Source organism: Bacteroides sp. D20 (assembly GCF_003436255.1).
In the GTDB taxonomy this organism is placed as follows: domain Bacteria; phylum Bacteroidota; class Bacteroidia; order Bacteroidales; family Bacteroidaceae; genus Bacteroides; species Bacteroides uniformis.
Window position 1 is genome coordinate 44267 of sequence record NZ_QSOO01000001.1, and the last position, 23183, is coordinate 67449.

Consider the following 23183-nt stretch of genomic DNA (forward strand, 5'->3'; position numbering starts at 1 on the left):
GAACTATCGGAGTGTTCTCTGCCTTTTAAATTTTGATAATACAATGAATAACATAATTCTTACAGCTTTGTCTGTGTGTTTGTCTTTCTCGGTTTTTCCTTTATCATCTTCCGAGAATAAGACTTATAACACTACTGTCACAGTGGATTATGCCACTCAGAGATACCTGAATGATGTATCGGCACTTGACAGAGGTAAATATTTCAATATACACACATCTAAAGATTCTGATCCAGATGTCAGGAAATTTCTTGCAGATTACGGTGTAGGAATCGGCCGCTCTTTCTGGGGACCGTTCTCTTATTCATATGGCAAGACAAAAAAGGTTGGCGAATATCCTTTTTCAGAAAAGCCTTTGAACTACACTGATTTGAAGGAAACAAAACGATATGTCGCTACGGAACATGCCAACGCGCGTACCATACAATGGGGCATAGACCCAGTGAAGGCGGGTGCATGGGCTGCCGAATACTATTCCAAGCATGTGAAAGGGGCAGTTCCTGAATTTTTCGAACCCATTAACGAACCCTTTGTCCATGCACGCGACAAATGTTTCAATATGCATGGTCAGGAAATGAGGATGCTCATGGCAGATTTTTATGCACAGACAGGAAAGCATATTCACGCTGAGCCAAGTCTGAAAAAAATGAAAATCATTGGATATGCCGCGGCATATCCGGCTATGGAGTTGCGCGATTTCGACCATTGGAATAATACTATGAAGATGTTCATTGACCGTGCCGGGGAGTACATGGATGGCTTGTCGGTACATCTTTACGATGGAATAAACATAGTAGGCAAGAGTTCCCGCCGTTCGGGAAGTAATTCCGAAGCTATTCTCGACCTTATGGAAAACTACTCGTTCATCCGCTTGGGGAAAGTTCTTCCTCTTGCCGTAACCGAATATGGAGGAATAGACAACACTTCCAAAGGATATCATCCGATAGCCTCTGTACGAACTGTCGCTTCGTTCAATCATATACTGTTCAATCTTCTTGAACGCGAAGACAAGATGCTCATCTCAATACCCTTTGTTTCTGACAAGGCCGAATGGCATATAACGAAACAATATAATTTCGAACCATACGGAGCTGCTTTATTTGTTGCCAACAATCCTTACGACTTGAAGAATACCGCATGGAAACTGAACGACAAGAAATATTTCTTCAAGTTATGGAAGGATGTGAAAGGCGAACGTGTAGATATTGTTTCCGACAATCCGGACATACAGGTGGCAGCTTTTAAGGACGATGACAGGCTTTACATAGCTATCGACAATCTTGATGACTATACACATAAGGTAAACTTGAAAAACGTACTGAATTGGAAGGGTGTAGATAATGTTTCAGTGCGCTCTTTGAAGATGATTTTCGATAAAGGTATAGTTTATGATGAAAAGACGCTGAACTCTATGCCTCAAAGTATTGACATTATAAAAGATGAGACAATAATATTGTGTGCCGACATCAGCCGTAAAAAGTATTCAAACAGAATAGTTCGTACTAAATATTATAGCAACACTTATCTTCAGCCGGTGGAAGCCGGAAAACCAATTGTGTTTGATTTCGATGGTCTGAAACCGGGTACAGGAAGAGCTGTTCTGCGTATGTCAATAGGCAGGAAGCACGAGATGTCGAAGAAACCTGAAATAATGGTTAATGGCAAGAAAGTCGACATGCCCGACAATTGGAGAGGATATGACCAGACTGGCAGAGACGATTTCTTCGGTATGATAGAAATACCTTTCGACTACCGGTTAATCAGAAAAGGAAAAAATTCGGTGTCAGTAACATTCCCGGATAATGGAGGCCGTGTGGCTACTATGATTCTTCAGACTGAACGCTACGATAAGAAAGTGAGAAAATAATGTATCCACATCAGGACTGACAAGTTTCTGTGTCTAAAAGGAAAGAAATTATGAGCTATAAATATATTTTTCTGTTATCGGCATTTACCCTAGGTGTTCCTCCCGGTATTTATTGTCAGGGAAGGAACGAGGTGGTTGTCGACTATAATACCCGTCGCTTTTTGAGCGGTGTTTCAGAACTCGACCGTTCTAAATATTTCAATATTCATTCCACCTCCGATGATGATAAGGATGTAGGCAAGTTTCTTGCCGACTATCAGGTCGGTCTTGGAAGAAAGTTCTGGGGACCATACTCGTATGCGTATAACAAGACGCATGAGGTAGGCAAATATCCTCAGATGAAACCATACAGCGGAAATATTTCCGTAAAAAGATATATTGCCACAGAGCATCCCTATGTACAGCACATACAGGGCGGCATAGACGTTCAGGCTGCAGGTGCATGGTCGGCTGAGTATTATTCCAACAGCGAGCTGGTACCTGAGTTTTTTGAACCCCTCAATGAACCGTTCGTTCATGCAAATGATGCCGGTTTTACCGTTCAGGGACAGGCTATGCGCGAACTGATGGTCGATTTTTATGCTTCAATAGGTAAACATATACACAATAATCCGCGTCTTAACGGAAAGATGAAGGTGATAGGCTATGCCGCAGCCTACCCCGCCTGGGAGGATGGGAACTTCAATTACTGGAACACCCGCATGAAAATGTTCATCGATCGTGCAGGTGCATATATGGATGGATTCTCTGTACATCTTTATGATGGAATAAATGTAACCGGCACCGATACGAAACGTTCAGGAAGTAACTCCGAAGCAGTTCTTGATATGGTTGAGGCGTATTCCTATATTAAGTTCGGACATGTCAAGCCTCTTGCCATTTCCGAGTTTGGAGGTATTGACAACAGCAAGCCCGACGACAGCTATGATGACATAAGCAGTGTGCGGAGTGTTTCGTCGTTTAATCATTTTCTGTTTAATCTGATGGAACGTCAGGACAATTTGTTTATCTCAATACCTTTTGTCTCAGATAAGGCTGAGTGGCATATCACCGCTGCAAACAATTATACTTCATATAGTGCGGCACTGTTTATTCCCGACAATCCTCAGAATCTGAAGAATACCACATGGAGGCTTAATGACAAAAAATATTTCTTCGAACTCTGGAAGAATGTAAAAGGCGAACGTGTTGATATAACCAGCAGTAATCCTGATATTCAGGTACAGGCATTCAAGGATGGAGGCAGACTCTATATCGCCCTTGATAATCTTGATGATAACCCGCAGACTGTATATCTGAACAATAAGAATAGCTGGAAGGATGTATCGAATGTCACAAAGCGTTCTCTATATGTCAATTATAACGCAGGTATAGAATATACGGAACAGAATGTCCCGTCCATGCCTGAAAGCATCTCAATTGTCCCAAATCAGACCATAGTCCTTGTAGCAGATGTGTCTTCGTCAGCATTCACGAACTCCATAATCCGCAATAAATATTACAGCAGTGAGTATCTGAAACCGATTTCCGCCGGATCATCCCTTTCGTTCCCCTTCACAGGAATCGAGTCCGGTTCGGGCAGAGCAAGCTTGCGTATGTCGATAGGCCGTCCTGTCTCTGCTTCCAAGAAACCGGTGGTAAAGATTAATGGTACCGCTGTGAGTGTTCCCGACAACTGGAAAGGCTACGGCCAGAGCAACCGCAATATATTTTTCGGTATGATAGAAGTACCGTTCGACATACTGCTGCTGAAGAATGGCGATAATAATGTCGACATCACCTTTTCCGACGGAGGAGGTCACGTATCGTCCATGATACTGCAGGTTGAGAAATATACTGTCTCTACCTTGCAGAATGGAACCTTCAGCGAAGGACTTTCAGCATGGCAGCCATTGGGTAACTATGGTACGGTTTGCGTACAGACTGACAATGCAGGCAATAATGTAGCCTGTATATCTGGTCATGCAGGACTCATGCAGAGGGTTGACATGGAGAGTGGCAGGACTTATCGCTTCTCTGCTGATGTAAAGACCGAAGGAGCATGTAAGTTGAAAGTCATGCTACAGGATATGTCTACAGGAACGGTATATACAGAGGAATTTTCTTCTCCCGGCAATTATAAAGCCGTATCTTTCGATTTTAATTCTACAGTGAAAAAAGTAGTGTGTGCCATTGTGTGCGAAAGACAGAACGACGCGGCTTGGATTGATAATATAGTCTTATTACCACAAAACTGATTGTTATGAGGAATTTTATTAGCTTTTATGTACTGATAGTTCTCTGTTTCACAATAATCTCGTGTAAGGATGAAACAGAAATTTCCGACTTTGAAGTGTCTGAAGTGACTTTTGATACAAAGTTACGCGATGTCTTGACCCGGAAAGGATTTAATTTCAGCGAAAACGGAGAGCTGATTTGTGACAATCAAGTTCTCAATACCACTTCTTTGGACTTGAGTAGATGCGAACTTACATCTATTAGCGGTTTGAGGAGTTTTCCTTCGCTCGCAGATGTCAATCTTGAGTGTAACAGTTTTTCTATATTCGACTTTGCTGACCTGCCCGAAGGAATAAAATCGGTAGCTTTACGCGGCAATGACGGCATAACTTCGTATCTCAATCTTATTTCAACCGATGGCACTACGGTGCTTTGTAAAAGTCTTACAAATCTGAAACTTCCTTACTTTGCAAAATGGAATACAGATGTCATACCTGCATTCTATAAAGCCATGACGGACAAATGTCTTGTCGTGATGTCGGACGAGGATGGAAATTACACTGAATATACAGTAAACCGAAGAGTACCGGATCCTTTGCTCCGTTCATATCTTTACAGAAACTTCCCGTCGGTGTTTGTCTCATCGTTGGAGATTGATGTCACGAAGAGGATAACCGAAGGGAACGACCTCATTTTCCTGTCGCAGACAGCTAACCTTGAGGGTGTGGAGTATATATTGTCAAATCCCGGTTTCAGAGGAAAAGTAGACATTTCGGGAGTGAAGTCCAAGCATTATTCCATGTCGTATGTCAAGCCGTCTTCGGGAGTTTCAGTATTTTCAATCTCTAATATTGATACACCTTTGGGAATGGATTTAAGTTCCGCATCATCATTGAAAGTACTTAGGGTGGAGAATAACAGTTCGCTTCAATTGGTAGTTGTTCCTTCTGTTATACTTAATGATGATGTTTCCGAAACTTCAATATTCGACAGTGAAATCCATATATCCGGTTGTTCTTCATTGGAGCGTGTCTCTCTTCAGGGCAGCAAAGGCGGCAATATGATAGGAAAATTGCACTTCGCAGATCTTCCGGCACTCGATTATCTTGATGTGTCAGCGGTGGAAGCTGTAAATACAGTCGTTCTGACTGACGTAAATCCAGGTATTGGCAGTATACTCCTCCCATCTGAGCTTACAGCGTTTCTTGACGGGACAGGACGTTTTTCGCCTACATCACAGATAGCTCTGTGTATAAATCATCCCAAGGTCTCTTCATTTATGGAGTATTGTAAAAATGTTGCAGATATTATTGATGTGAGCTTTTTTTATAAATAGATTTTGTTAACATTGTTTAGCGTGTTTATACCTATTTTTGAAATATGTGTTCTGTGAAGAACACATATTTTTTTCTTCGTTTTTTACTTGTTTTAAATGCGGTCGCATTCTATCTAAAATGCGGGCAAGTTTTACCTTAAACTTGCCCACATTTTATCCGGAACTTGCCCGCATTTTTTTCCTACTGCTTTTTCTTCATTTTATGGCGTGTAAATATATAGGTTCTGTATTCGCCATCGTTTACTGAAAATCTTTGCACCTTGTTTGTAATATATTTATATACAAGATGTTAAGTTTTTTACCCCTTGCCAAGACTTTACTGATTTTTACTGAAAGATACAACCCCGTCCGATACCTCATAATTTTGCATCAGACGAAAGTCAGAAACGTAATCATTAAAATGAAATATTATGAACACAGAATATCTACTGTTAAAATCGGTTAAATTATTTCCCCTGCTGCTGTTCAGTCTGTGCAGTAGTTTCAATGCCTCTTCGCAGACTGTATACAAGTCGGAAATCAATGAATTGAGAGTATCCGGTTATATCAGATCAGGATTTGCAAGAGAAGTAGGTGGTAAAATACCGGAAGGATTATCCGTCTGAACAACATACTTAGCACAGACGAGATAATATGGTTCGGAAAGAGATTCTATGACAGATACGCAATCCACATGCTCGACAGTTAGTGGTTGAATCCGAGGCAGAAAACCATAGATCTCGATATGGAAAACATATTGCCGGAGTCGAGGACTGAGGGTACGGACGTAAAGTGGGGTATATGGCGGTTTGAAAAGTTATTCTTATGTAAATTAGCCGGTAATACGGTATTATTCTTCTGTCGGGTTTTATATATCGTAAAAACACATGGTTTCATGAGTGAAATAATTGTGTTTCAGGGAGTGGTAGAATTTTACCCCACCTTTTACGATGTAAATCCCCCTTAATGCTTTCATGAAACTTATATACTTTTGTCGTGTAACAAAAAATCTAAAACGACAAAGTTTATGAGAAAAACAGTATTGTATTTATCTGCTGCATCTTTATTCCTGTCATCTTATACATTAAAAAATGATAAGGAATATTCTTTGGCTGAAGAGCATATAAAAAATTTGCCTGAGGCTCCTGAGGGTTATAAATGGGTAGTTAACGAAGATTATACTGATGAATTCAATGGTAAACGTCTTAATGCCGCTAAATGGCATGCTAAAAGTCCTTATTGGACTAACGGTCGGCCGCCTGCAACTTTCAAGGCAGAGAATGTTAGTGTCAAGAAAGGTTGTCTTCGTATAATCAATACCGTTTTGTCGCCAACAGAAGGACTTGATGGAAAGCCGGGCGATAAATATCGTCTTGCCGGTGGAGCGGTTGCTTCTGTAAAGAACCAGGCACATTATGGGTATTATGAAACAAGGATGAAGGCTTCGCTCACTACCATGTCGTCTACTTTTTGGCTTTCCAACCGCCCGGTAATGAAGGAAATAATGAAAGGCGGCAAGAAGATAAAGACATGGAGCAGTCAGGAACTTGATATTATAGAAACAATGGGTATAATAAGAAGTGTCAACCCTGATAATCCGTGGAACAAGACATGGAATATGCAGATGAACAGTAATACTCACTATTGGTATCAGGAACAAGGAGGCAAACGTACTGACAATACGGCGAAACGTTCGGATGTGGTTTCGTATATGACAGACCCATCGGCAGAAGATTTCCATACTTACGGTTGTTGGTGGGTGGATGCAAATACCGTGAAATTCTATTATGACGGAAAGTATATGTACACTATCAAGCCTACAACAAAATATACAGATACTCCGTTTGACCGACCTATGTTCATACATATAGTTACTGAAACATACGATTGGGAAAAACAAGTACCTACAGCTGAGGACTTGAAGGATAAGGACAAAAGTACTACTTATTATGACTGGGTCAGGGCTTATAAGTTGGTTCCAATAGAAGAGTGATTTTAATAGATACAACATAATACTTAAATTAAAAACCTTAGAAAAAATGAAAAAAGAAATTTTAGCAATGATGGCTTGCGGAATGATGATGACTTCTGCATACGCTCAGGAAATTAAGAACGGTGATTTTGAGTCAGGTGACTTGACATCATGGAATGTCTGGGAAAAGAAAGATAACAAAATAGTTGATGCGAAAAAGGCACATTCAGGCAACTATGCTGTTGAGGTGAAGGTTGGTATGTGGCAGGCTGTAAACATCAGCTATGAAACTGGAGCAGAATATCAGATTTCAGCTTATACCAAATACAGTTGGGGTGACAAACCTAACTTCAGGATTGAGTACTATAATCCGGATTCAAAGAAACTGGAAGAAATTGCCACTGCTGAGGTCAAGAAAGACCGTAAGAATTACAATCTTACAACAGTTAAATTCAAATTGCAGGAAAATGGTTTTGTATATCGTTTCACAGCTGTTCCGGGTTCAGGTAATGGTGGATGCTTCCTGCTTGATGATGTCAAGATAGAAAAGGTTAAATAACATTGTTTGAGGGTTTAGTTATAAGATTAGGTAATTAGATTTAGTTGTTGATTTATTTATTGTGATTGTAATCTGGCAAATCGGAAAAATATGTTCTAAATAAATAACATATTTTTCTGATTCCGGATTGAAAAAGGTAGATTGATTTGTTTTCATGGTAATAAGGCATATTCAGGGTTTCCTCTTATGCCTTTTGAATATTGAAAATTTTGTTTGGCGCTTAAATAACATTTTATTATGGTTGATATAAAACCACGGATTCTGTCAGTATACAACCTTTTCATACTTCTTTTTATACAGTTTACGGCAATCTCGTGTGATAAGGATGATGATGGCGTAGGTGGAGGTGATGGAACACCGGCTGAGGAGATAAAAATTGAATATGTAGTGTTCAAGGATGGGCAGACTGACAACAAACCTGTCAGTTATATAGAATTACCATATAGTGGCACTGTGGAGTTGGGTATTAATATAACCAAGGATAATCTCCCTTATACCGGTTACAAGTCAATAGTTTGGGGAACTTCTTTCCCTGATGTGTTGATGATTACACCATCGGACGATAAAATGAGATGTACGGTCGTGGCAATCGACGGGGGCAGAGATTCTAATATCGGTGCTTCTGTAGATACGGGTAATGGAATAAAAAGTGCGGTATGCCGAATATCAATACCTCCCGGAATTGTAGATGGCGGTCATGATGATTTTGAAGATGACGGTACTGAATGGAAACCTGATCCTAAAGAATAAGAATATGAATAACAAGTGATGTGATTTTTTATTATTGAAACTGTTTAACAAATAATTTATGTCATGAAAAATACGATGCTATTTTGTGGAGCGGCTTTGATGAGTATTGCAATGCTCCAGTCTTGTACAAAAGACGAACTGTCGAATGTAAATGCAGTCAGTGGTCCTCAGGATATGACTTTTGTTGCCGGTACGCCTTCAAGCCGTAGTTCGTTGCAGAATGGAACAACGGTGTGGTGGACAACAGGAGATGCAATCAATATCTTTTCAGGCCAAGAAAATAACAAGTTTACTACCGCTACAGGTGGTAGCACAGTTACAACGTTTACAGGTAAGGCTACACCTAACAATTCGTATACAGCTCTTTATCCTTATAATGCCGAAGCTGTGTGTCTTGAAGGTGTCGTAACTACTACACTGCCATCTGAACAGACAGCTCCGGCTTGGGGATTCGATGCAAATGCAAATATATCTTATGCTACTGCAACAGATAATAACAAATCTTTAACTTTCCAGAATACTTGTGGATTGGTTAAGTTTAAAAATAATCTTACTGACCTTACAGGTATTAAACTTACTGCTGGTGGTGATGTAAAGATTGCAGGGAACGTAAAAATTGATGCTTCAGCAAACCTGACAGTGGAATCCGGTTCTAATGTTATAACTCTAACCGCTAAAGAGGGAACATTTGTTGGTCCTAATGAACAAAATAAAAATGCCAAGGAATACTCAATGGTTGTAGCTCCGGTGACATTTACCGATGGATTTACTTTGGAACTTACAAGAAATTCTGGTACTAAAACTTATAACTTCAGTGGTGAAAACCTTATAGTTACTAAAGGACAGATTGTAACGATAGTATTGAATGATGATCAAGGAGGCGGTGAACCTCCTGTAGATTTGGAAAAACAAACTACTGTTGCCGTTTCTTCAGCTAAAGAAATTGTTCCTGATCAGACAACAGGTAATGACCGAATTGAACTTACACTCGATAAGGAAGTTTCTGGAACATTCACTGATGCTGTTAACAAAGCATTTACCATAACAGTAGCAGGAAAAACAATTCCTGTTGCTTCCGGTTCTGTGAATGGAACTACTATGACTCTTATTCTTGGTGATAAGATTTATAGTAATGACGCAAATATTAGCGTAAGTTATAACACTGATTATGCTGTTAGTGCTTTGACTGCTAAAAACGAAAACAACGAAGATGCTAATATCAAGATTGAATCTGCCAATGTTGCTTTGACTCATGCAGATGCTTTTGATTTTAACTTCGCTAACATAGATGCAGTTAAGGAATATCTTGCAGAAGGAGTTGCCGAAAAAATTAATGCAAGTGGAGAATTGGAAATTGTTCCAGCAGATAATCAATTCCCAGTTACTAAATCAATGTCATTCCGTGATGGTTGTACTTACAAATTTACTTATACATACGCATCTAACGACTGTGCAACAACATTCAGATTGGGAGCATCTGATAAATATAAATTCTGGATTGGAAGAAATACCGGAAGTGGAACCTATACAAATACATTCACAATCAGTAGTTCTACTTCTGCTGAAACTCCAGCTTCAAGAGCAGATGGTTCACTTGTGTGGCCGGTTCTTGAGAACGTTATTTTAACTGTACAGACTAATGTCCCTGGTGGTACTGATGCTACTGGAACCGCTAAAATCACTTCTTTTAAGATTGAAGAAATTACAGAAAGACCAAGTACAGGAGCAGATGCAAGTTTTGACTCTACAACAGAAGGTTTCAACAACGGAGCAGAATGGACTCCTAACAAATAAATATAATAATACAATTATTCGTGAAATGAGGGAGGAATATATATTCTTCCCCATTTCGTTTTAGAAAATGTAAACAATATCACAAAGATGAACTGTTATAGATACTACTGGATGTTATACATCCTTATAGCCGTTTTACCTTCATTTTCCTTCGCAAAAAAAACTGATGCTCAGCAAGTTAGGGAGATGATTGAACAAGTGAACGATGCCTGGCAGAAAAATCATGCCCCCGAAGCAAGGTCTTTCTGGGATTATGCGGCATATCACACCGGTAATATGGAAGCCTATTTCCTTACTGGGAAAGAAGAATACAGAAAGTATTCGGAGGCATGGGCTGAGTATAACCAGTGGATGGGTGCGAAAAGCAACAACAAATCTGAATGGAAGTATAAATACGGGGTAAAGGATGATTATGTGCTGTTCGGCGATTATCAGGTGTGCTTCCAGACTTATGCGGACTTGTATAACATCATGCCGGAGAATTATAAAATCAAGCGTGCACGCGAAGTCATGGAGTACCAGATGAGCACACCGCGTAAGGATTACTGGTGGTGGAGCGACGGACTTTATATGGTGATGCCGGTAATGACGAAGATGTATAAGATTACGCATAATCACCGGTATCTTAAGAAACTGTATGAATATCTTTGTACGTCGGACTCAATAATGTATGATGAGGAGGAAGGACTCTATTATCGCGACGCAAAATATGTTTATCCCAAGCATAAGAGTCTGAACGGAAAGAAGGATTTCTGGGCAAGAGGCGACGGATGGGTGCTTGCCGCTCTGGCAAAGGTGCTGAAGGACCTGCCGGAGGGTTATGAGCATCTGTCTTTTTTCGAGGATAAGTTTGTGCGTATGGCAAAGGCGGTTGCATGTCTGCAGCAGCCGGAGGGCTACTGGACAAGAAGTATGATGGATCCGGAACATGCTCCGGGACCGGAAACAAGCGGTACCGCTTTCTTCACTTACGGTATGCTTTGGGGGATAAACAACGGTTATCTTGACAAGGATGAATTTATGCCTGTAGTGGAGAAAGCATGGAAATATCTTACCAAGACTGCACTGCAGAAAGACTGGTCGGTGGGTTATGTCCAGCCAATCGGTGAAAAGGCTATTCCGGGACAGGTGGTTGACGCCAAGTCGACTGCCAACTTTGGGGTAGGCGCATTCCTTCTTGCCGCTTGCGAGTATGTGCGTTATCTCGAGGCAAACAACAACGAGACAAGAAAATACTGGACGGATATGGCTTACAGGATGGCTGCTCCTGTGTTGAGCAATATGGCGAAAGGGGAACTACAGAAAAATATGATTCTTGAGGTAAGTCCAAACTGGGATAACCGTAACAAGAAGGTTGCATATATGGAAACTTTCGGACGTCTCATGGCCGGTATAGCTCCATGGTTGAGCCTGCCTGACGATGATACAGCAGAAGGACAGCAGCGCAAGCAACTGAAAGAATGGGCATTGAAGAGTTATGCAAATGCGGTGGACCCTAATAGTCCGGATTATCTGTTGTGGAACGGTCATGGTCAGGCACTGGTTGATGCTGCCTATATTGCGGAAAGTTTCCTGCGCGCGTTCGACCAGCTGTGGAAACCGCTGGACCAGACAACAAAGGAACGCTACATAAAAGAGTTCAAAGGTCTCCGACGCATTGACCCTCCTTACACTAACTGGCTGCTGTTCTCGGCCACCATTGAAAGCTTCCTTGCCAAAATTGATGCCGGACAGGATACATATCGTATAAATTCTACTTTCCGCAAGGTGGAGGAATGGTATGTAGGCGACGGATGGTACGCAGACGGACAGCACTTTGCATTCGATTATTATAGCAGTTATGTGTTCCATCCTATGTATCTCGAATCTATACATGCAATAATGGAATCGGGCGTGAGGACACGTTTCGACTATCGCAAGTACTATGACAGGGCATTGATGAGGGCACAGAGGTTCGCCATGATTCTGGAGCGTTTCATATCTCCTGAAGGAACATTCCCTGTTTTCGGACGCTCTATACCTTACCGTATGGCAACAATACAGCCACTGGCTCTTATAGCATGGTATAATGAGTTGCCGGCGGGAGTATCGAAAGCACAGGTGAGATGTGCGCTGACAGCGTGTATGAAACGTATGTTCAAGTCGGGCAATAACTTTAATGAGGGCGGATTCCTCACCATAGGATTCTGCGGACATCAGACTGGCATTTCGAATCATTATACAAACAATGGCAGCCTGTATATGACTACACTTGCATTCCTTCCGTTGGGATTGCCTGCCTCTGACCCGTTCTGGACTGATGCCGACCAACCTTGGACTTCTGTTAAGGCATGGGGAGAAATGGAGTTCCCGATAGACCACCGATGGGGGGATACAATCAGGACATGGGATTTATATTAATTTACTAAATATTTGCAACAATGAAATATTCTACTATTATTACTAAAACCATTTGCTTGAGTGTTCCGTTCTTCGCTTTGTCATGTGAAGACCCTCAGGAAGAGTTCTCATATATTCCGCCTGAGGTTATTTACTCACAACCGGGGAATGTGGAGGACTATAATACTCCCGGCGACAATGCAGGCGATAATGACGATGATGATGTGGAACTGCAACTGCCTGTTCCCGGTCCTGCTGAAACCTATCCTAATAGCACCAAGCAGTATCAACCGATAATTGTCGAGTATGCGGAAAAACCTGACAAGGCTTTTATAGAGGCAAAGACAAGGATATTGCCATACCTGGTTGGTTATGAACAGCAGACAAAAACACAGGATGAGTATTTGCAAAGCGTGAATAAATATGGCTCATACGCAAAAGGGCAAAAATTCAAGGCTACCGGACGGTTCAGGGTTGAGAAAAACTCAAATGGAAGAAGTTGGATAGTCGACCCCGAAGGTTATCCATATTATGTAAGGGGTATCGCCTCATTCAGAATGGATGGCAACAGCTCAGCTTTCGGCAAGCTTTACAGTTCAGTAGATGACTGGGTGGCAAAGTCGCAGAAACAATTCTCTGAAATAGGATTTCATAGTGTCTGCGCTTTCGGTAAGGAAGAAGGCGACAAGGCTGTAAATGATTATAATAAATCGGCTTCAAGTCCTCTGACACAGGCTCCTTCCTTTTCATTCCTTGCAGAGTTCAAGAATAGCAAGGGAATTAGCTATCCGGGGCAGAACGTGAATCTTAAGATAGGTCTTGTGTTTTATGATGGATGGGATGAATGGTGCAAGGAGTATCTCAATTCGGATGCTTTCGGCATGTTCAGAAACAACCCGGATGTGTTGGGATTCTTCTCGGATAATGAGATAGACTTCTCTACATGGGGAAACAGGCTGCTCGACAGATTCCTGAAAATTTCAAACAAGCAGGATCCTGCTTATATTGCAGCCGCCAAGTTTATGACGGATAAGGACAAGAGTGCAAATGTTTCTGATGTAACGGATGAACTGAACAATGAGTTTGCCGGTATTTGTGCGGAAAAATATTATTCTGCCATAAAGAATGCGGTTAAGGCATCGAAGGACCCTGAATTGCTTTATCTGGGTTCACGCCTGCACAGCCTTCCTAAATACAACAGTTATATAATTAAGGCAGCGGGAAAATATTGTGATGTCATTTCCATAAATTATTATAGTAAATGGTCGCCTGAAAAAGGCTACATGGATGGCTGGAAGAACCAGGCGGGCGGTACTCCTTTCATGGTAACGGAATTCTATACCAAGGGTGAGGATACTAAGCTTGACAACTCAAGTGGAGCCGGTTTCGTGGTACGCGACCAGCAAAACCGTGGATTCGCTTACCAGCATTTTACCTTGGGACTGCTCGAAGCCAAGAATTGTGTAGGATGGGTTTTCTTCAAGTATCTGGATGATGAGGATTGCAATAAAGGTATGCTCGATTATAACTATAAACCTTATACATCATTGACCAAATACATGTCGGATATTAACTGGAATGTTTATAATCTTATAGATTATTTCGACAAATAAATCCATAATAATAATTTAAAACCGATTTTCTACTGCTCTGAGTATGATACATATATTATCATTGGATACCTGTAAGTATAAAAAGCGACTGTTAATTCCAGTATTTATATTTTTGTCAGCAAATGTTCAGGCTCAGCTTCATTTCAGTACTACTCTACAGAACATGATTCTATGGCGTGGCATTGAAGTGGCCGACGGACTGATTCTCTCGTCCGATTTGTCGGTTTCCGACCCATCGGGGAGGTTTACCGTCGGTTTCCTTGGCGGATCGAACACCAGGGGGAGTTATAAGGAGCTGAGCCAGTATATAATATATACTCATGGCAGGTTTCAGATTAAGGCTATAGATACATATAATTTCTCGCCGGGGGCTACATATAATAATAAGGAGTTCTTCAACTATAAGCCTGATGAGACGGGACGTTTTATAGACCTTATGCTCAATTATACGGGCGACAGGAAATTTCCGCTGGAGTTGAGCCTCTCTACACTTGTTTACGGTCGCGACAGGGATCTGGACAACAGCAAGAACATATACTCCAGTTTCGTATATGTGGGCTATACCATCTCATCTATCAGAACGAAAAGCTAAGGGTCGGTCCTGGTATTGGAACAGCTTTCGCATTAAGAAATTCAAGAAATGAAAGTGGGGAAATGGTGAACAGAACCATGTATGCCGAATCGGCAGGAATTACTCAGGTGTCCTTGAATGTAATTTATAAACTTCGGGTAATGAAATATGAAATCCCGTTGACGGTGATGACGTATTGGAATCCGAAATCCAACCAGGGATTTTTCTACACAGGAATGCAGTTCAATCTGTTTTGATTTTTATAGAGTTTGGGGTGACTTTTTATCTCCTTCATGAGGGGTAAAAATGTCGAAAAAGAGGGGGTATAATATCCCCTCTTTCTTTTTTAAAAATCTCCTCTATTGTTTTGATGGATACTTCATACTTTAGCATCATCGAAAATATAAAGAAAGTGAAATGTAATACTAACATAATAATATTAATAATATCATGAAGACAGAAGGATATAAAGTGAAAAGTTATTCTCAGCCAGTGAAAAGATATTGTCAGACTTTGAGTCTGCGTGACAATCCGGAATTGATTGAAGCCTACAGGAAGGCTCACAGTAAGGAAGAGTCATGGCCTGAGATACGTGCCGGAATACGTGAAGTGGGAATTCTGGAAATGGAAATATACATATTGGGGTCTAAACTTTTTATGATAGTGGAAACTCCTCTGAATTTTGACTGGGATAAAGCAATGGCAAAGCTTGCCACTCTGCCTCGTCAGGCCGAATGGGAGGAATATGTGGCAAAATTTCAGCAGTGTGCCGAGGGAGCCACATCGGACGAGAAATGGCAGATGATGGAACGTATGTTCTATCTGTATGAATAATAAATAGAGTAAAAAATTAACCTTTAAATTCTTTTTCAAAATGGAATATCGTGAATTGGGAAAGACAGGACTGAAAGTGCCTGTATTGAGTTATGGTGCATCTTCGTTGGGTGGAGTTTTTCATTCTATTAAAGAAAGTGAGGCTATACAGTCTGTTTTTACAGCAGTAGAACATGGACTGAACTTTATTGATGTTTCTCCATATTACGGACATTATAAGGCAGAAACAGTACTGGGTAAGGCTCTTAAGGAGTTGCCAAGAGAATCGTTCATACTTTCAACCAAGGTGGGACGTTATGGCAAGGATGGTGTTAATACATGGGACTACTCGGGCAAGCGCGCACAGGAAAGTGTATACGAAAGTATGGAACGTCTGAATATAGATCATATTGACCTTATCAATGTTCACGATGTTGAGTTTTCGGATATGAACCAGGTGGTGAACGAAACATTGCCTGCTCTGGTGGAACTGAAGGAGAAAGGCCTGGTGGGTCATGTGGGTATAACCGACCTTCAGCTTGAAAACCTGAAATGGGTTATTGACCATGCAGCTCCGGACACAGTTGAGGCGGTGCTTAATTTCTGTCACTATTCGCTTAACGATGACAAACTTGTTGACTTCCTCGATTATTTCGATGAAAAGGGTGTAGGGGTGATAAACGCTTCACCATTTGGTATGGGACTTCTCACACAGAGAGGTGTTCCTGAATGGCATCCAGCCCCAAAATCACTGATTGAGGCATGTGCAAAGGCTGCGAAGTTTTGTAAGGAACAGGGATATCCTATTGAGAAGCTTGCAGTACAGTTCTCTGTTAGTAACCCAAGAATACCTACAACACTGTTCAGTTCGGCAAAATCAGAATCTGTACTTCAGAATATTAAATACATTGAGGAACCTATCGACTGGAGTCTTGTGGAAAAGGTTAAGGAGATAATAGGTGATCAACAAAGAGTAAGTTGGGCAAATTCATAAATACTGTTGCTATGGATTATACAATAATTGACGCTCACTCACATCTGTGGCTTTATCAGGATACTGAAGTAGATGGCCTGAAAATAAAAACTACAGAGAATGGTCAATCATTGTTTATGGGGGAGGTGAGACAAATGCTTCCTCCCTTTATGATTGACGGAAGAAATACGGCAGAGGTTTTCCTGGCAAATATGAACTATGCCCAGGTTGGAGGAGCTGTTGTTACTCAGGAGTATATCGATGGTATACAGAATGACTATCTACTAGAGGTCATGACAAATTATCCCGACAGGTTTTTTGTGTGCGGTATGTGTGAATTCAGGAAGCAGGGTTACTTTAATCAGACTGTTGAACTTATAGACAAAGGGTTTAAGGCCATAAAGATTCCAGGACACCGTCTGCAGCTAAAGGACGGAAGGGTGATGCTCAATTCGGACGAAATGATGAAGATGTTTCATTTGATGGAAGATAAAGGAGTGATTCTTTCCATAGATATGATAGAGGGAGACCTTCAGGTTGGCGAGATGGAAGAAATCATTTCAGAATGTCCGGGTTTGAAAATAGCCATCGGTCATTTCGGCATGGTTACAAAACCGGACTGGAAGAAGCAGATAATGCTTGCCCGCCATAAAAATGTAATGATTGAGTCTGGCGGTATCACATGGCTGTTCAATGACGAGTTCTATCCGTTCAACGGTGCTATAAGGGCTATCAACGAAGCTGCCGACCTTGTCGGTTTCGAGAAACTGATGTGGGGTTCCGACTATCCGCGCACAATTACAGCCATCACCTACAAAATGTCGTACGACTTTGTGATTAAATCAAAAGAATTGGAAGAGAGAAGCAAAAAACTTTTCTTGGGCGAGAACGCGAAAGCCTTTTACGGTTTCAAGAATCTGCCTGAGTTACCTTATATTAAAAACATGTCAGAATGAAAAACAAATATTTTATACCGCTTTTACTGATATTCAGCTTGTTCTTCATGTGGGCTATCAGCAGTAATCTGTTGCCTACAATGATCAGGCAGTTGATGAAAACCTGTGAACTGAATGCTTTCGAGGCCTCGTTCACTGAATCTGCCTATTGGCTGGCCTACTTCCTGTTTCCCATACCGATAGCAATGTTCATGAAACGTTTCAGCTATAAGTCGGGTATAATAGTCGGTCTCATTCTTGCTGCTATCGGAGGTCTGCTTTTCTTCCCTGCAGCTGAGATAAAGGAATACTGGGCATATCTTGTAATCTTCTTTATTATGGCAACGGGAATGTGCTTTCTTGAGACGGCTGCCAATCCGTATGTGACAGCTTTGGGTACACATGACACGGCTTCGCGAAGATTGAATCTTGCACAGTCGTTCAACGGTCTTGGTGCTTTCATCTCCGCAATGTTTCTGAGCAAGCTTATACTTACCGGACAGAACTATACGCGCGAAACGCTGCCTGCCGACTTCCCGGGAGGCTGGGAAGGATTTATCCAGATGGAGACAGACTCCATGAAGATGCCTTATCTGGTTCTTGCCGTGTTACTCATCATTCTTGCAGTAGTGTTTACACTGTGTAAACTTCCAGACATAGATAACGAAGAATCGCACGGAGAGAAGGGCAAGCTTATCAATTTTGCAGTGTTGAAACGCAAGCATCTGAGATGGGGAGTCATCGCACAGTTCTTCTATAACGGAGGGCAGACAGCCATCAACAGCCTGTTCCTGGTTTACTGCTGCATGTATGCAGGTCTGTCGGAGGATGAGGCGACCACATTCTTCGGACTGTATATGCTGGCTTTCCTTGGCGGCAGATGGATAGGTACTATGCTAATGTCGAAATTCAGACCTCAGGATATGCTGCTTACATACGCTATAGTAAATATCATACTGTGTGGAGTAATTATTATGTTCGGTGGTATGACAGGACTTTATGCCATGCTTGCAGTGTCGTTTTTCATGTCAATCATGTATCCTACCCAATTCTCACTTGCTCTACGCGACCTCGGCGAGGACACCAAGAGTGGTTCGGCATTCCTTGTAATGGCTATTATAGGTAATGCATGTATCCCTCAGTTTACCGCATTTGTGATGAATCATAACGCGGATTTCTATCAGGTGGCATATATAATACCTCTGATATGTTTCTTCTTTACAGCATATTATGGCTGGAAAGGTTATAAGATAGAGAAAAAACATCATTAAAATAATACAATAACAAATTTAAATAAATACATAGATTATGAAAGCTGTTCAAATTACTGAAGCCGGAAAGGTTCAAGTAGCTGATATAGTTAAACCAACACTTGGAGTCGGAGAAATTTTACTTCGTATCAAATATGTCGGATTCTGTGGTTCCGACCTTAATACTTACCTTGGAAGAAATCCTATGGTCAAGATGCCTGTTATCCCGGGACATGAAGTGGGTGCTGTGATAGAGGAAATAGGCGAAGGCGTTCCTGTCGGTTTCGAGAAGGGAATGAACGTGACTGTAAATCCATATACCAACTGCGGAAAGTGTGCCTCATGCCGCAACGGACGTGTCAATGCCTGCGAACACAACGAGACTTTGGGCGTTCAGCGTAACGGTTCGATGCAGGAGTTCCTTGTCCTCCCTTGGACAAAGGTTATTCCGGCTGCCGGCCTCTCGGATAAGGAATGTGCATTGATTGAGCCTATGAGCGTAGGTTTCCATGCCGTCTCAAGAGCACAGGTAACTGACATTGATACTGTGGCCGTGATAGGTTGCGGAATGATTGGACTTGGTGCCATAGTAAGGGCATCGCTTCGTGGAGCAAGAGTAATAGCCATGGATATTGATGACGAGAAACTTGAACTGGCAAAACGTCTCGGTGCATCGATGGTTATCAATTCTAAGACAGAAAATGTGGTTGAAAGAGTAAGGGAACTTACTGACGGTTATATGGCTGATGTGGTGATAGAAGCTGTGGGCAGTCCTGTCACATACGTAACTGCCATTGATATTGTTGCTTTCACAGGTCGTGTGGCATGTATAGGCTATGCCAAGAGTGAAGTGGCTTTCCAGACAAAATATTTTGTTCAGAAGGAACTCGACATACGCGGTTCGCGCAATGCAATGCCTGAGGATTTCCGTGCCGTGATACATTATCTTCAGAATGGAAATTGCCCGATGAACGAACTTATCTCTGCCGTAGTGAAACCTGAAGAGGCAGGTGAGGCTCTGCAGAAATGGTCGGAAAATCCAGGTAAGGTATTCAGAATGTTGGTTGAATTTTAATTTTATCAATTTTAATTTTTGACATTACAATGAAAGCTTTAAATAATAAGACTGCAGTAAAGGCAGTACGTCCGGAACGTATCATACAGTTTGGTGAAGGCAATTTCCTTCGTGCGTTCGTTGACTGGATTATCTCGAATATGAATGAAAAGACAGATTTCAACAGCAGTGTTGTTGTGGTGCAACCTATAGATAAAGGTATGGTTGATGCCCTCAATGCTCAGGACTGTCTTTATCATGTCAATCTTCAGGGACTTAACAATGGCGAGGTGGTGAACTCATTCAGAATGATTGATGTCATCAGCCGTGCCCTGAATCCATATAGCCAGTATAATGATTTCATGGCACTGGCAGAACAGCCTGAGATGAGATTCGTAATCTCGAACACTACTGAAGCAGGTATCAACTTCGATCCGTCGTGCAAGCTCGAAGATGCTCCTGCAAACTCTTATCCGGGCAAGCTGACACAGTTGCTTTATCACAGATTCAAACATTTCAACGGCGACAAGTCGAAAGGACTTATCATCTTCCCATGCGAGCTTATCTTCCTCAACGGTCACAAACTGAAGGAAACAATCTATCAGTATATTGAATTGTGGAACCTTGGTGAAGAGTTCAAGTCATGGTTTGAAACAGTATGTGGTGTATATGCCACACTGGTGGACCGCATCGTACCGGGATTCCCTCGTAAAGACATAGATAACATAAAAACTAAACTAGACTTTGATGACAATTTAGTTGTACAGGGTGAGGCTTTTCACCTGTGGGTAATCGAAGCACCGGAATCGGTTGCCGAAGAATTTCCTGCAAACAAGGCGGGGCTGAACGTTCTGTTCGTCCCGTCGGAGGAGCCATATCATGAACGCAAGGTGACTCTCCTGAACGGTCCTCACACTGTATTGTCGCCGGTGGCATTCCTTTCGGGCGTCAATATCGTGAGAGATGCTTGCCGGCATGAGGTGATAGGTAAGTTCATCAAACGTGTGATGTTCGACGAGCTGATGGAAACCCTTAACTTACCGAAAGAAGAACTTAAGAAGTTTGCAGATGACGTTCTTGAACGTTTCAACAATCCTTTCGTGGATCATCAGGTGACATCAATCATGCTTAACTCATTCCCTAAGTATGCCACACGCGACCTTCCGGGAGTGAAGGAATATCTGAAACGCAAGGGTGTTCTTCCTGAAGGACTCGTCCTCGGTCTTGCAGCCATCATAGTATACTACAAAGGTGGAAAGCGTGCCGATGGTGTAGAGATAGTTCCTAACGATGCACCGGAAATCATGGCGATGCTTACAAGTTTGTGGAACGATGGCTCGGTAGAAAATCTTGTGAAGACAGTTCTCGCCGATACTTCCATCTGGGGTGAAGACCTTAATACCATCCCGGGACTGGCAGACCGTGTAATTTACTATATCAACAAAATCCAGAGCGAAGAAATGCTTCAGACAGTAAAAGACCTTGTAGATTGATACTTCTACCTGTATTCTTCAATTTATAAATGTTAGTTTGTTATGACTGAATATATCCAGATAAACCCTGCGGACAATGTGGCTGTGGCACTGCACCCATTGTCCAAGGGTACTATAATAGAGGTAAACGGCAATTTTATAGAACTGGCTGAGGATATACCTGCCGGTCATAAGATTGCCTTGAAGGATTTTGCAGAAGGTGATATGGTGATAAAATACGGTTTCCCTATATCGCACACTGTGAAAGAAGTCAGGAAAGGACATCTGCTGAACGAGAAAACTGTTAAGACTAACCTTTCCGGTCTGAGTACATATACTTACACTCCGAAGTTCGAGAAACAGACTTTTTCGAACGAGAACCGTACATTCAAAGGATATTTGCGTGCCAACGGAGAAGCCGGCATACGTAATGAGATATGGATTATCCCTACGGTGGGTTGCGTGAACGGAATAGCAAACCAGTTGGCCGAACAGCTTCGCAAGGAAACAGATTGCGAGGGGGTTGACTCCATTATATCTTTCCCTCATAACTACGGATGCTCGCAGTTGGGTGACGACCATGAGAATACCCGTAAGATATTGCGCGACATGGTCCTTCATCCCAATGCCGGAGCTGTCCTTGTCGTAGGTCTTGGCTGTGAGAACAACCAGCCTGATGCCTTTCGCGAGTTTATAGGTGACTATGATACCCAAAGGATCCGTTTCCTTGTTTCTCAGAAAGTAGATGATGAGATAGAAGAGGGTATGAAACTTCTTCGTGAGATGTATGCCATAGCCAGGGAAGACAAGCGGACTGATGTCCCCCTGTCAAAACTGCGTATAGGACTCAAGTGCGGCGGGTCTGACGGACTGTCCGGTATCACGGCCAATCCGATGCTTGGGGTGTTCTCTGACTATCTTGTTGCCCAGGGTGGGACAACAGTCCTCACGGAGGTACCTGAAATGTTCGGAGCCGAGACACTGCTCATGAACCGTTGCCGTACGCAGGAGATATTCGACGATACAGTGACCATGATAAACGACTTCAAGAACTACTTCATCTGCAATGACCAGCCTATATATGAAAATCCTTCGCCGGGAAACAAGGCGGGAGGTATTTCTACACTTGAGGAGAAATCATTGGGATGTACACAGAAGTCGGGAAGCTCGATGGTGGAGGATGTTCTGAAATATGGCGACCATGTCACAACACACGGACTTAATCTGTTGAGCGCACCGGGCAACGACCTTGTGGCAAGTACGGCTCTTGCTTCTGCCGGATGCCATATCGTACTGTTCACAACAGGTCGAGGAACACCGTTCGGAACATTCGTTCCAACCGTGAAGGTATCGACCAACACACCGCTGTACGAGCAGAAACATACGTGGATTGATTTCAATGCCGGAACTCTGGTAGAGGGAGAAAGCATGGAATCTTTAAGCAGACGTTTTATAGACTTTGTGGTGGAAGTGGCAAGCGGAAAGCAGGCACTGAACGAAAAGAAGGGATACCGGGAAATAGCTATCCTTAAGCAAGGAGTAACTTTATAAAATGTTTTATTTTTTTAAATGATGAAACTCTCCGTTGATATCTGAAATATAAATGGAGAGTTTTTTTGTTTTTACACTTTTGAAATTATTTTTGTCAT

General features: G+C 42.0%; 19 protein-coding genes. All 19 read left to right on the forward strand.

Annotated elements, in window-relative coordinates; translation table 11 throughout:
* Positions 1 to 43 precede the first annotated feature (43 nt).
* The 19 genes from DXD78_RS00185 (at position 44) to DXD78_RS00270 (ending at position 23085) form a co-directional block, all read left to right on the forward strand.
* Positions 44 to 1867: a beta-porphyranase A gene (locus DXD78_RS00185; RefSeq protein ID WP_117892265.1), complete on the forward strand. Its 1824-nt coding sequence runs from the start codon at positions 44 to 46 to the stop codon at positions 1865 to 1867.
* A gap of 50 nt (positions 1868 to 1917) precedes the next feature.
* Entirely contained in the window at positions 1918 to 4104 is a 2187-nt protein-coding gene (locus DXD78_RS00190) for a carbohydrate binding domain-containing protein (protein ID WP_117652423.1), read from the forward strand.
* 5 nt (positions 4105 to 4109) lie between these two features.
* On the forward strand, positions 4110 to 5420 hold the full coding sequence (locus DXD78_RS00195; protein WP_007560957.1) for a hypothetical protein: 1311 nt from the start codon (positions 4110 to 4112) through the stop codon (positions 5418 to 5420).
* A 410-nt stretch (positions 5421 to 5830) separates the two neighbouring features.
* Positions 5831 to 6025: a hypothetical protein gene (locus DXD78_RS20950; protein WP_007560953.1), complete on the forward strand. Its 195-nt coding sequence runs from the start codon at positions 5831 to 5833 to the stop codon at positions 6023 to 6025.
* Between the two features lie 401 nt (positions 6026 to 6426).
* Entirely contained in the window at positions 6427 to 7392 is a 966-nt protein-coding gene (locus DXD78_RS00205) for a family 16 glycosylhydrolase (protein WP_007560951.1), read from the forward strand.
* Positions 7393 to 7438: 46 nt separating this feature from the next.
* A complete protein-coding gene (locus DXD78_RS00210) occupies positions 7439 to 7930 on the forward strand; it encodes a carbohydrate binding domain-containing protein (RefSeq protein WP_007560950.1) in 492 nt (163 codons plus the stop codon).
* 237 nt (positions 7931 to 8167) lie between these two features.
* Complete coding sequence (locus DXD78_RS00215) at positions 8168 to 8680, forward strand: hypothetical protein (protein WP_007560946.1); 513 nt, start codon at positions 8168 to 8170, stop codon at positions 8678 to 8680.
* A 63-nt stretch (positions 8681 to 8743) separates the two neighbouring features.
* The gene (locus DXD78_RS00220; RefSeq protein ID WP_007560944.1) at positions 8744 to 10474 is read left to right on the forward strand and encodes a fimbrillin family protein; all 1731 of its coding nucleotides are present in this window, start codon (positions 8744 to 8746) and stop codon (positions 10472 to 10474) included.
* Positions 10475 to 10585: 111 nt separating this feature from the next.
* The gene (locus tag DXD78_RS00225; RefSeq protein ID WP_007560942.1) at positions 10586 to 12874 is read left to right on the forward strand and encodes a DUF2264 domain-containing protein; all 2289 of its coding nucleotides are present in this window, start codon (positions 10586 to 10588) and stop codon (positions 12872 to 12874) included.
* Positions 12875 to 12894: 20 nt separating this feature from the next.
* Positions 12895 to 14466 (forward strand): hypothetical protein, encoded by a 1572-nt coding sequence (locus DXD78_RS00230; RefSeq protein ID WP_007560940.1) that lies wholly within the window; start codon positions 12895 to 12897, stop codon positions 14464 to 14466.
* Positions 14467 to 14629: 163 nt separating this feature from the next.
* A complete protein-coding gene (locus tag DXD78_RS00235; protein ID WP_117899356.1) occupies positions 14630 to 15058 on the forward strand; it encodes a hypothetical protein in 429 nt (142 codons plus the stop codon).
* A 62-nt stretch (positions 15059 to 15120) separates the two neighbouring features.
* A complete protein-coding gene (locus DXD78_RS20980; protein ID WP_007560936.1) occupies positions 15121 to 15294 on the forward strand; it encodes a hypothetical protein in 174 nt (57 codons plus the stop codon).
* 193 nt (positions 15295 to 15487) lie between these two features.
* On the forward strand, positions 15488 to 15871 hold the full coding sequence (locus DXD78_RS00240) for an L-rhamnose mutarotase (protein WP_007560934.1): 384 nt from the start codon (positions 15488 to 15490) through the stop codon (positions 15869 to 15871).
* 40 nt (positions 15872 to 15911) lie between these two features.
* Positions 15912 to 16844, forward strand: a complete 933-nt coding sequence (locus tag DXD78_RS00245; RefSeq protein WP_007560932.1) for an aldo/keto reductase — start codon at positions 15912 to 15914, stop codon at positions 16842 to 16844.
* A gap of 11 nt (positions 16845 to 16855) precedes the next feature.
* A complete protein-coding gene (locus tag DXD78_RS00250) occupies positions 16856 to 17779 on the forward strand; it encodes an amidohydrolase (protein ID WP_025018820.1) in 924 nt (307 codons plus the stop codon).
* Complete coding sequence (fucP, locus tag DXD78_RS00255; RefSeq protein WP_007560929.1) at positions 17776 to 19029, forward strand: L-fucose:H+ symporter permease; 1254 nt, start codon at positions 17776 to 17778, stop codon at positions 19027 to 19029. The genes DXD78_RS00250 and fucP overlap by 4 nt, the downstream gene beginning before the upstream one ends.
* A 37-nt stretch (positions 19030 to 19066) precedes the next feature.
* A complete protein-coding gene (locus tag DXD78_RS00260; protein WP_007560927.1) occupies positions 19067 to 20083 on the forward strand; it encodes a zinc-binding alcohol dehydrogenase family protein in 1017 nt (338 codons plus the stop codon).
* A gap of 29 nt (positions 20084 to 20112) precedes the next feature.
* Positions 20113 to 21555, forward strand: a complete 1443-nt coding sequence (locus DXD78_RS00265; RefSeq protein ID WP_007560925.1) for a tagaturonate reductase — start codon at positions 20113 to 20115, stop codon at positions 21553 to 21555.
* Between the two features lie 42 nt (positions 21556 to 21597).
* Positions 21598 to 23085, forward strand: coding sequence for a UxaA family hydrolase (locus DXD78_RS00270; protein WP_117652425.1), 1488 nt, complete (start codon positions 21598 to 21600; stop codon positions 23083 to 23085).
* Positions 23086 to 23183 lie beyond the last annotated feature (98 nt).

Bases quoted from the DNA above. Each gene is read 5' to 3' on its own strand.
- DXD78_RS00185 (WP_117892265.1), top strand. From the start codon at position 44: ATGAATAACATAATTCTTACAGCTTTGTCTGTGTGTTTGTCTTTCTCG.
- DXD78_RS00190 (WP_117652423.1), top strand. From the start codon at position 1,918: ATGAGCTATAAATATATTTTTCTGTTATCGGCATTTACCCTAGGTGTT.
- DXD78_RS00195 (WP_007560957.1), top strand. From the start codon at position 4,110: ATGAGGAATTTTATTAGCTTTTATGTACTGATAGTTCTCTGTTTCACA.
- DXD78_RS20950 (WP_007560953.1), top strand. From the start codon at position 5,831: ATGAACACAGAATATCTACTGTTAAAATCGGTTAAATTATTTCCCCTG.
- DXD78_RS00205 (WP_007560951.1), top strand. From the start codon at position 6,427: ATGAGAAAAACAGTATTGTATTTATCTGCTGCATCTTTATTCCTGTCA.
- DXD78_RS00210 (WP_007560950.1), top strand. From the start codon at position 7,439: ATGAAAAAAGAAATTTTAGCAATGATGGCTTGCGGAATGATGATGACT.
- DXD78_RS00215 (WP_007560946.1), top strand. From the start codon at position 8,168: ATGGTTGATATAAAACCACGGATTCTGTCAGTATACAACCTTTTCATA.
- DXD78_RS00220 (WP_007560944.1), top strand. From the start codon at position 8,744: ATGAAAAATACGATGCTATTTTGTGGAGCGGCTTTGATGAGTATTGCA.
- DXD78_RS00225 (WP_007560942.1), top strand. From the start codon at position 10,586: ATGTTATACATCCTTATAGCCGTTTTACCTTCATTTTCCTTCGCAAAA.
- DXD78_RS00230 (WP_007560940.1), top strand. From the start codon at position 12,895: ATGAAATATTCTACTATTATTACTAAAACCATTTGCTTGAGTGTTCCG.
- DXD78_RS00235 (WP_117899356.1), top strand. From the start codon at position 14,630: ATGATTCTATGGCGTGGCATTGAAGTGGCCGACGGACTGATTCTCTCG.
- DXD78_RS20980 (WP_007560936.1), top strand. From the start codon at position 15,121: ATGGTGAACAGAACCATGTATGCCGAATCGGCAGGAATTACTCAGGTG.
- DXD78_RS00240 (WP_007560934.1), top strand. From the start codon at position 15,488: ATGAAGACAGAAGGATATAAAGTGAAAAGTTATTCTCAGCCAGTGAAA.
- DXD78_RS00245 (WP_007560932.1), top strand. From the start codon at position 15,912: ATGGAATATCGTGAATTGGGAAAGACAGGACTGAAAGTGCCTGTATTG.
- DXD78_RS00250 (WP_025018820.1), top strand. From the start codon at position 16,856: ATGGATTATACAATAATTGACGCTCACTCACATCTGTGGCTTTATCAG.
- fucP (WP_007560929.1), top strand. From the start codon at position 17,776: ATGAAAAACAAATATTTTATACCGCTTTTACTGATATTCAGCTTGTTC.
- DXD78_RS00260 (WP_007560927.1), top strand. From the start codon at position 19,067: ATGAAAGCTGTTCAAATTACTGAAGCCGGAAAGGTTCAAGTAGCTGAT.
- DXD78_RS00265 (WP_007560925.1), top strand. From the start codon at position 20,113: ATGAAAGCTTTAAATAATAAGACTGCAGTAAAGGCAGTACGTCCGGAA.
- DXD78_RS00270 (WP_117652425.1), top strand. From the start codon at position 21,598: ATGACTGAATATATCCAGATAAACCCTGCGGACAATGTGGCTGTGGCA.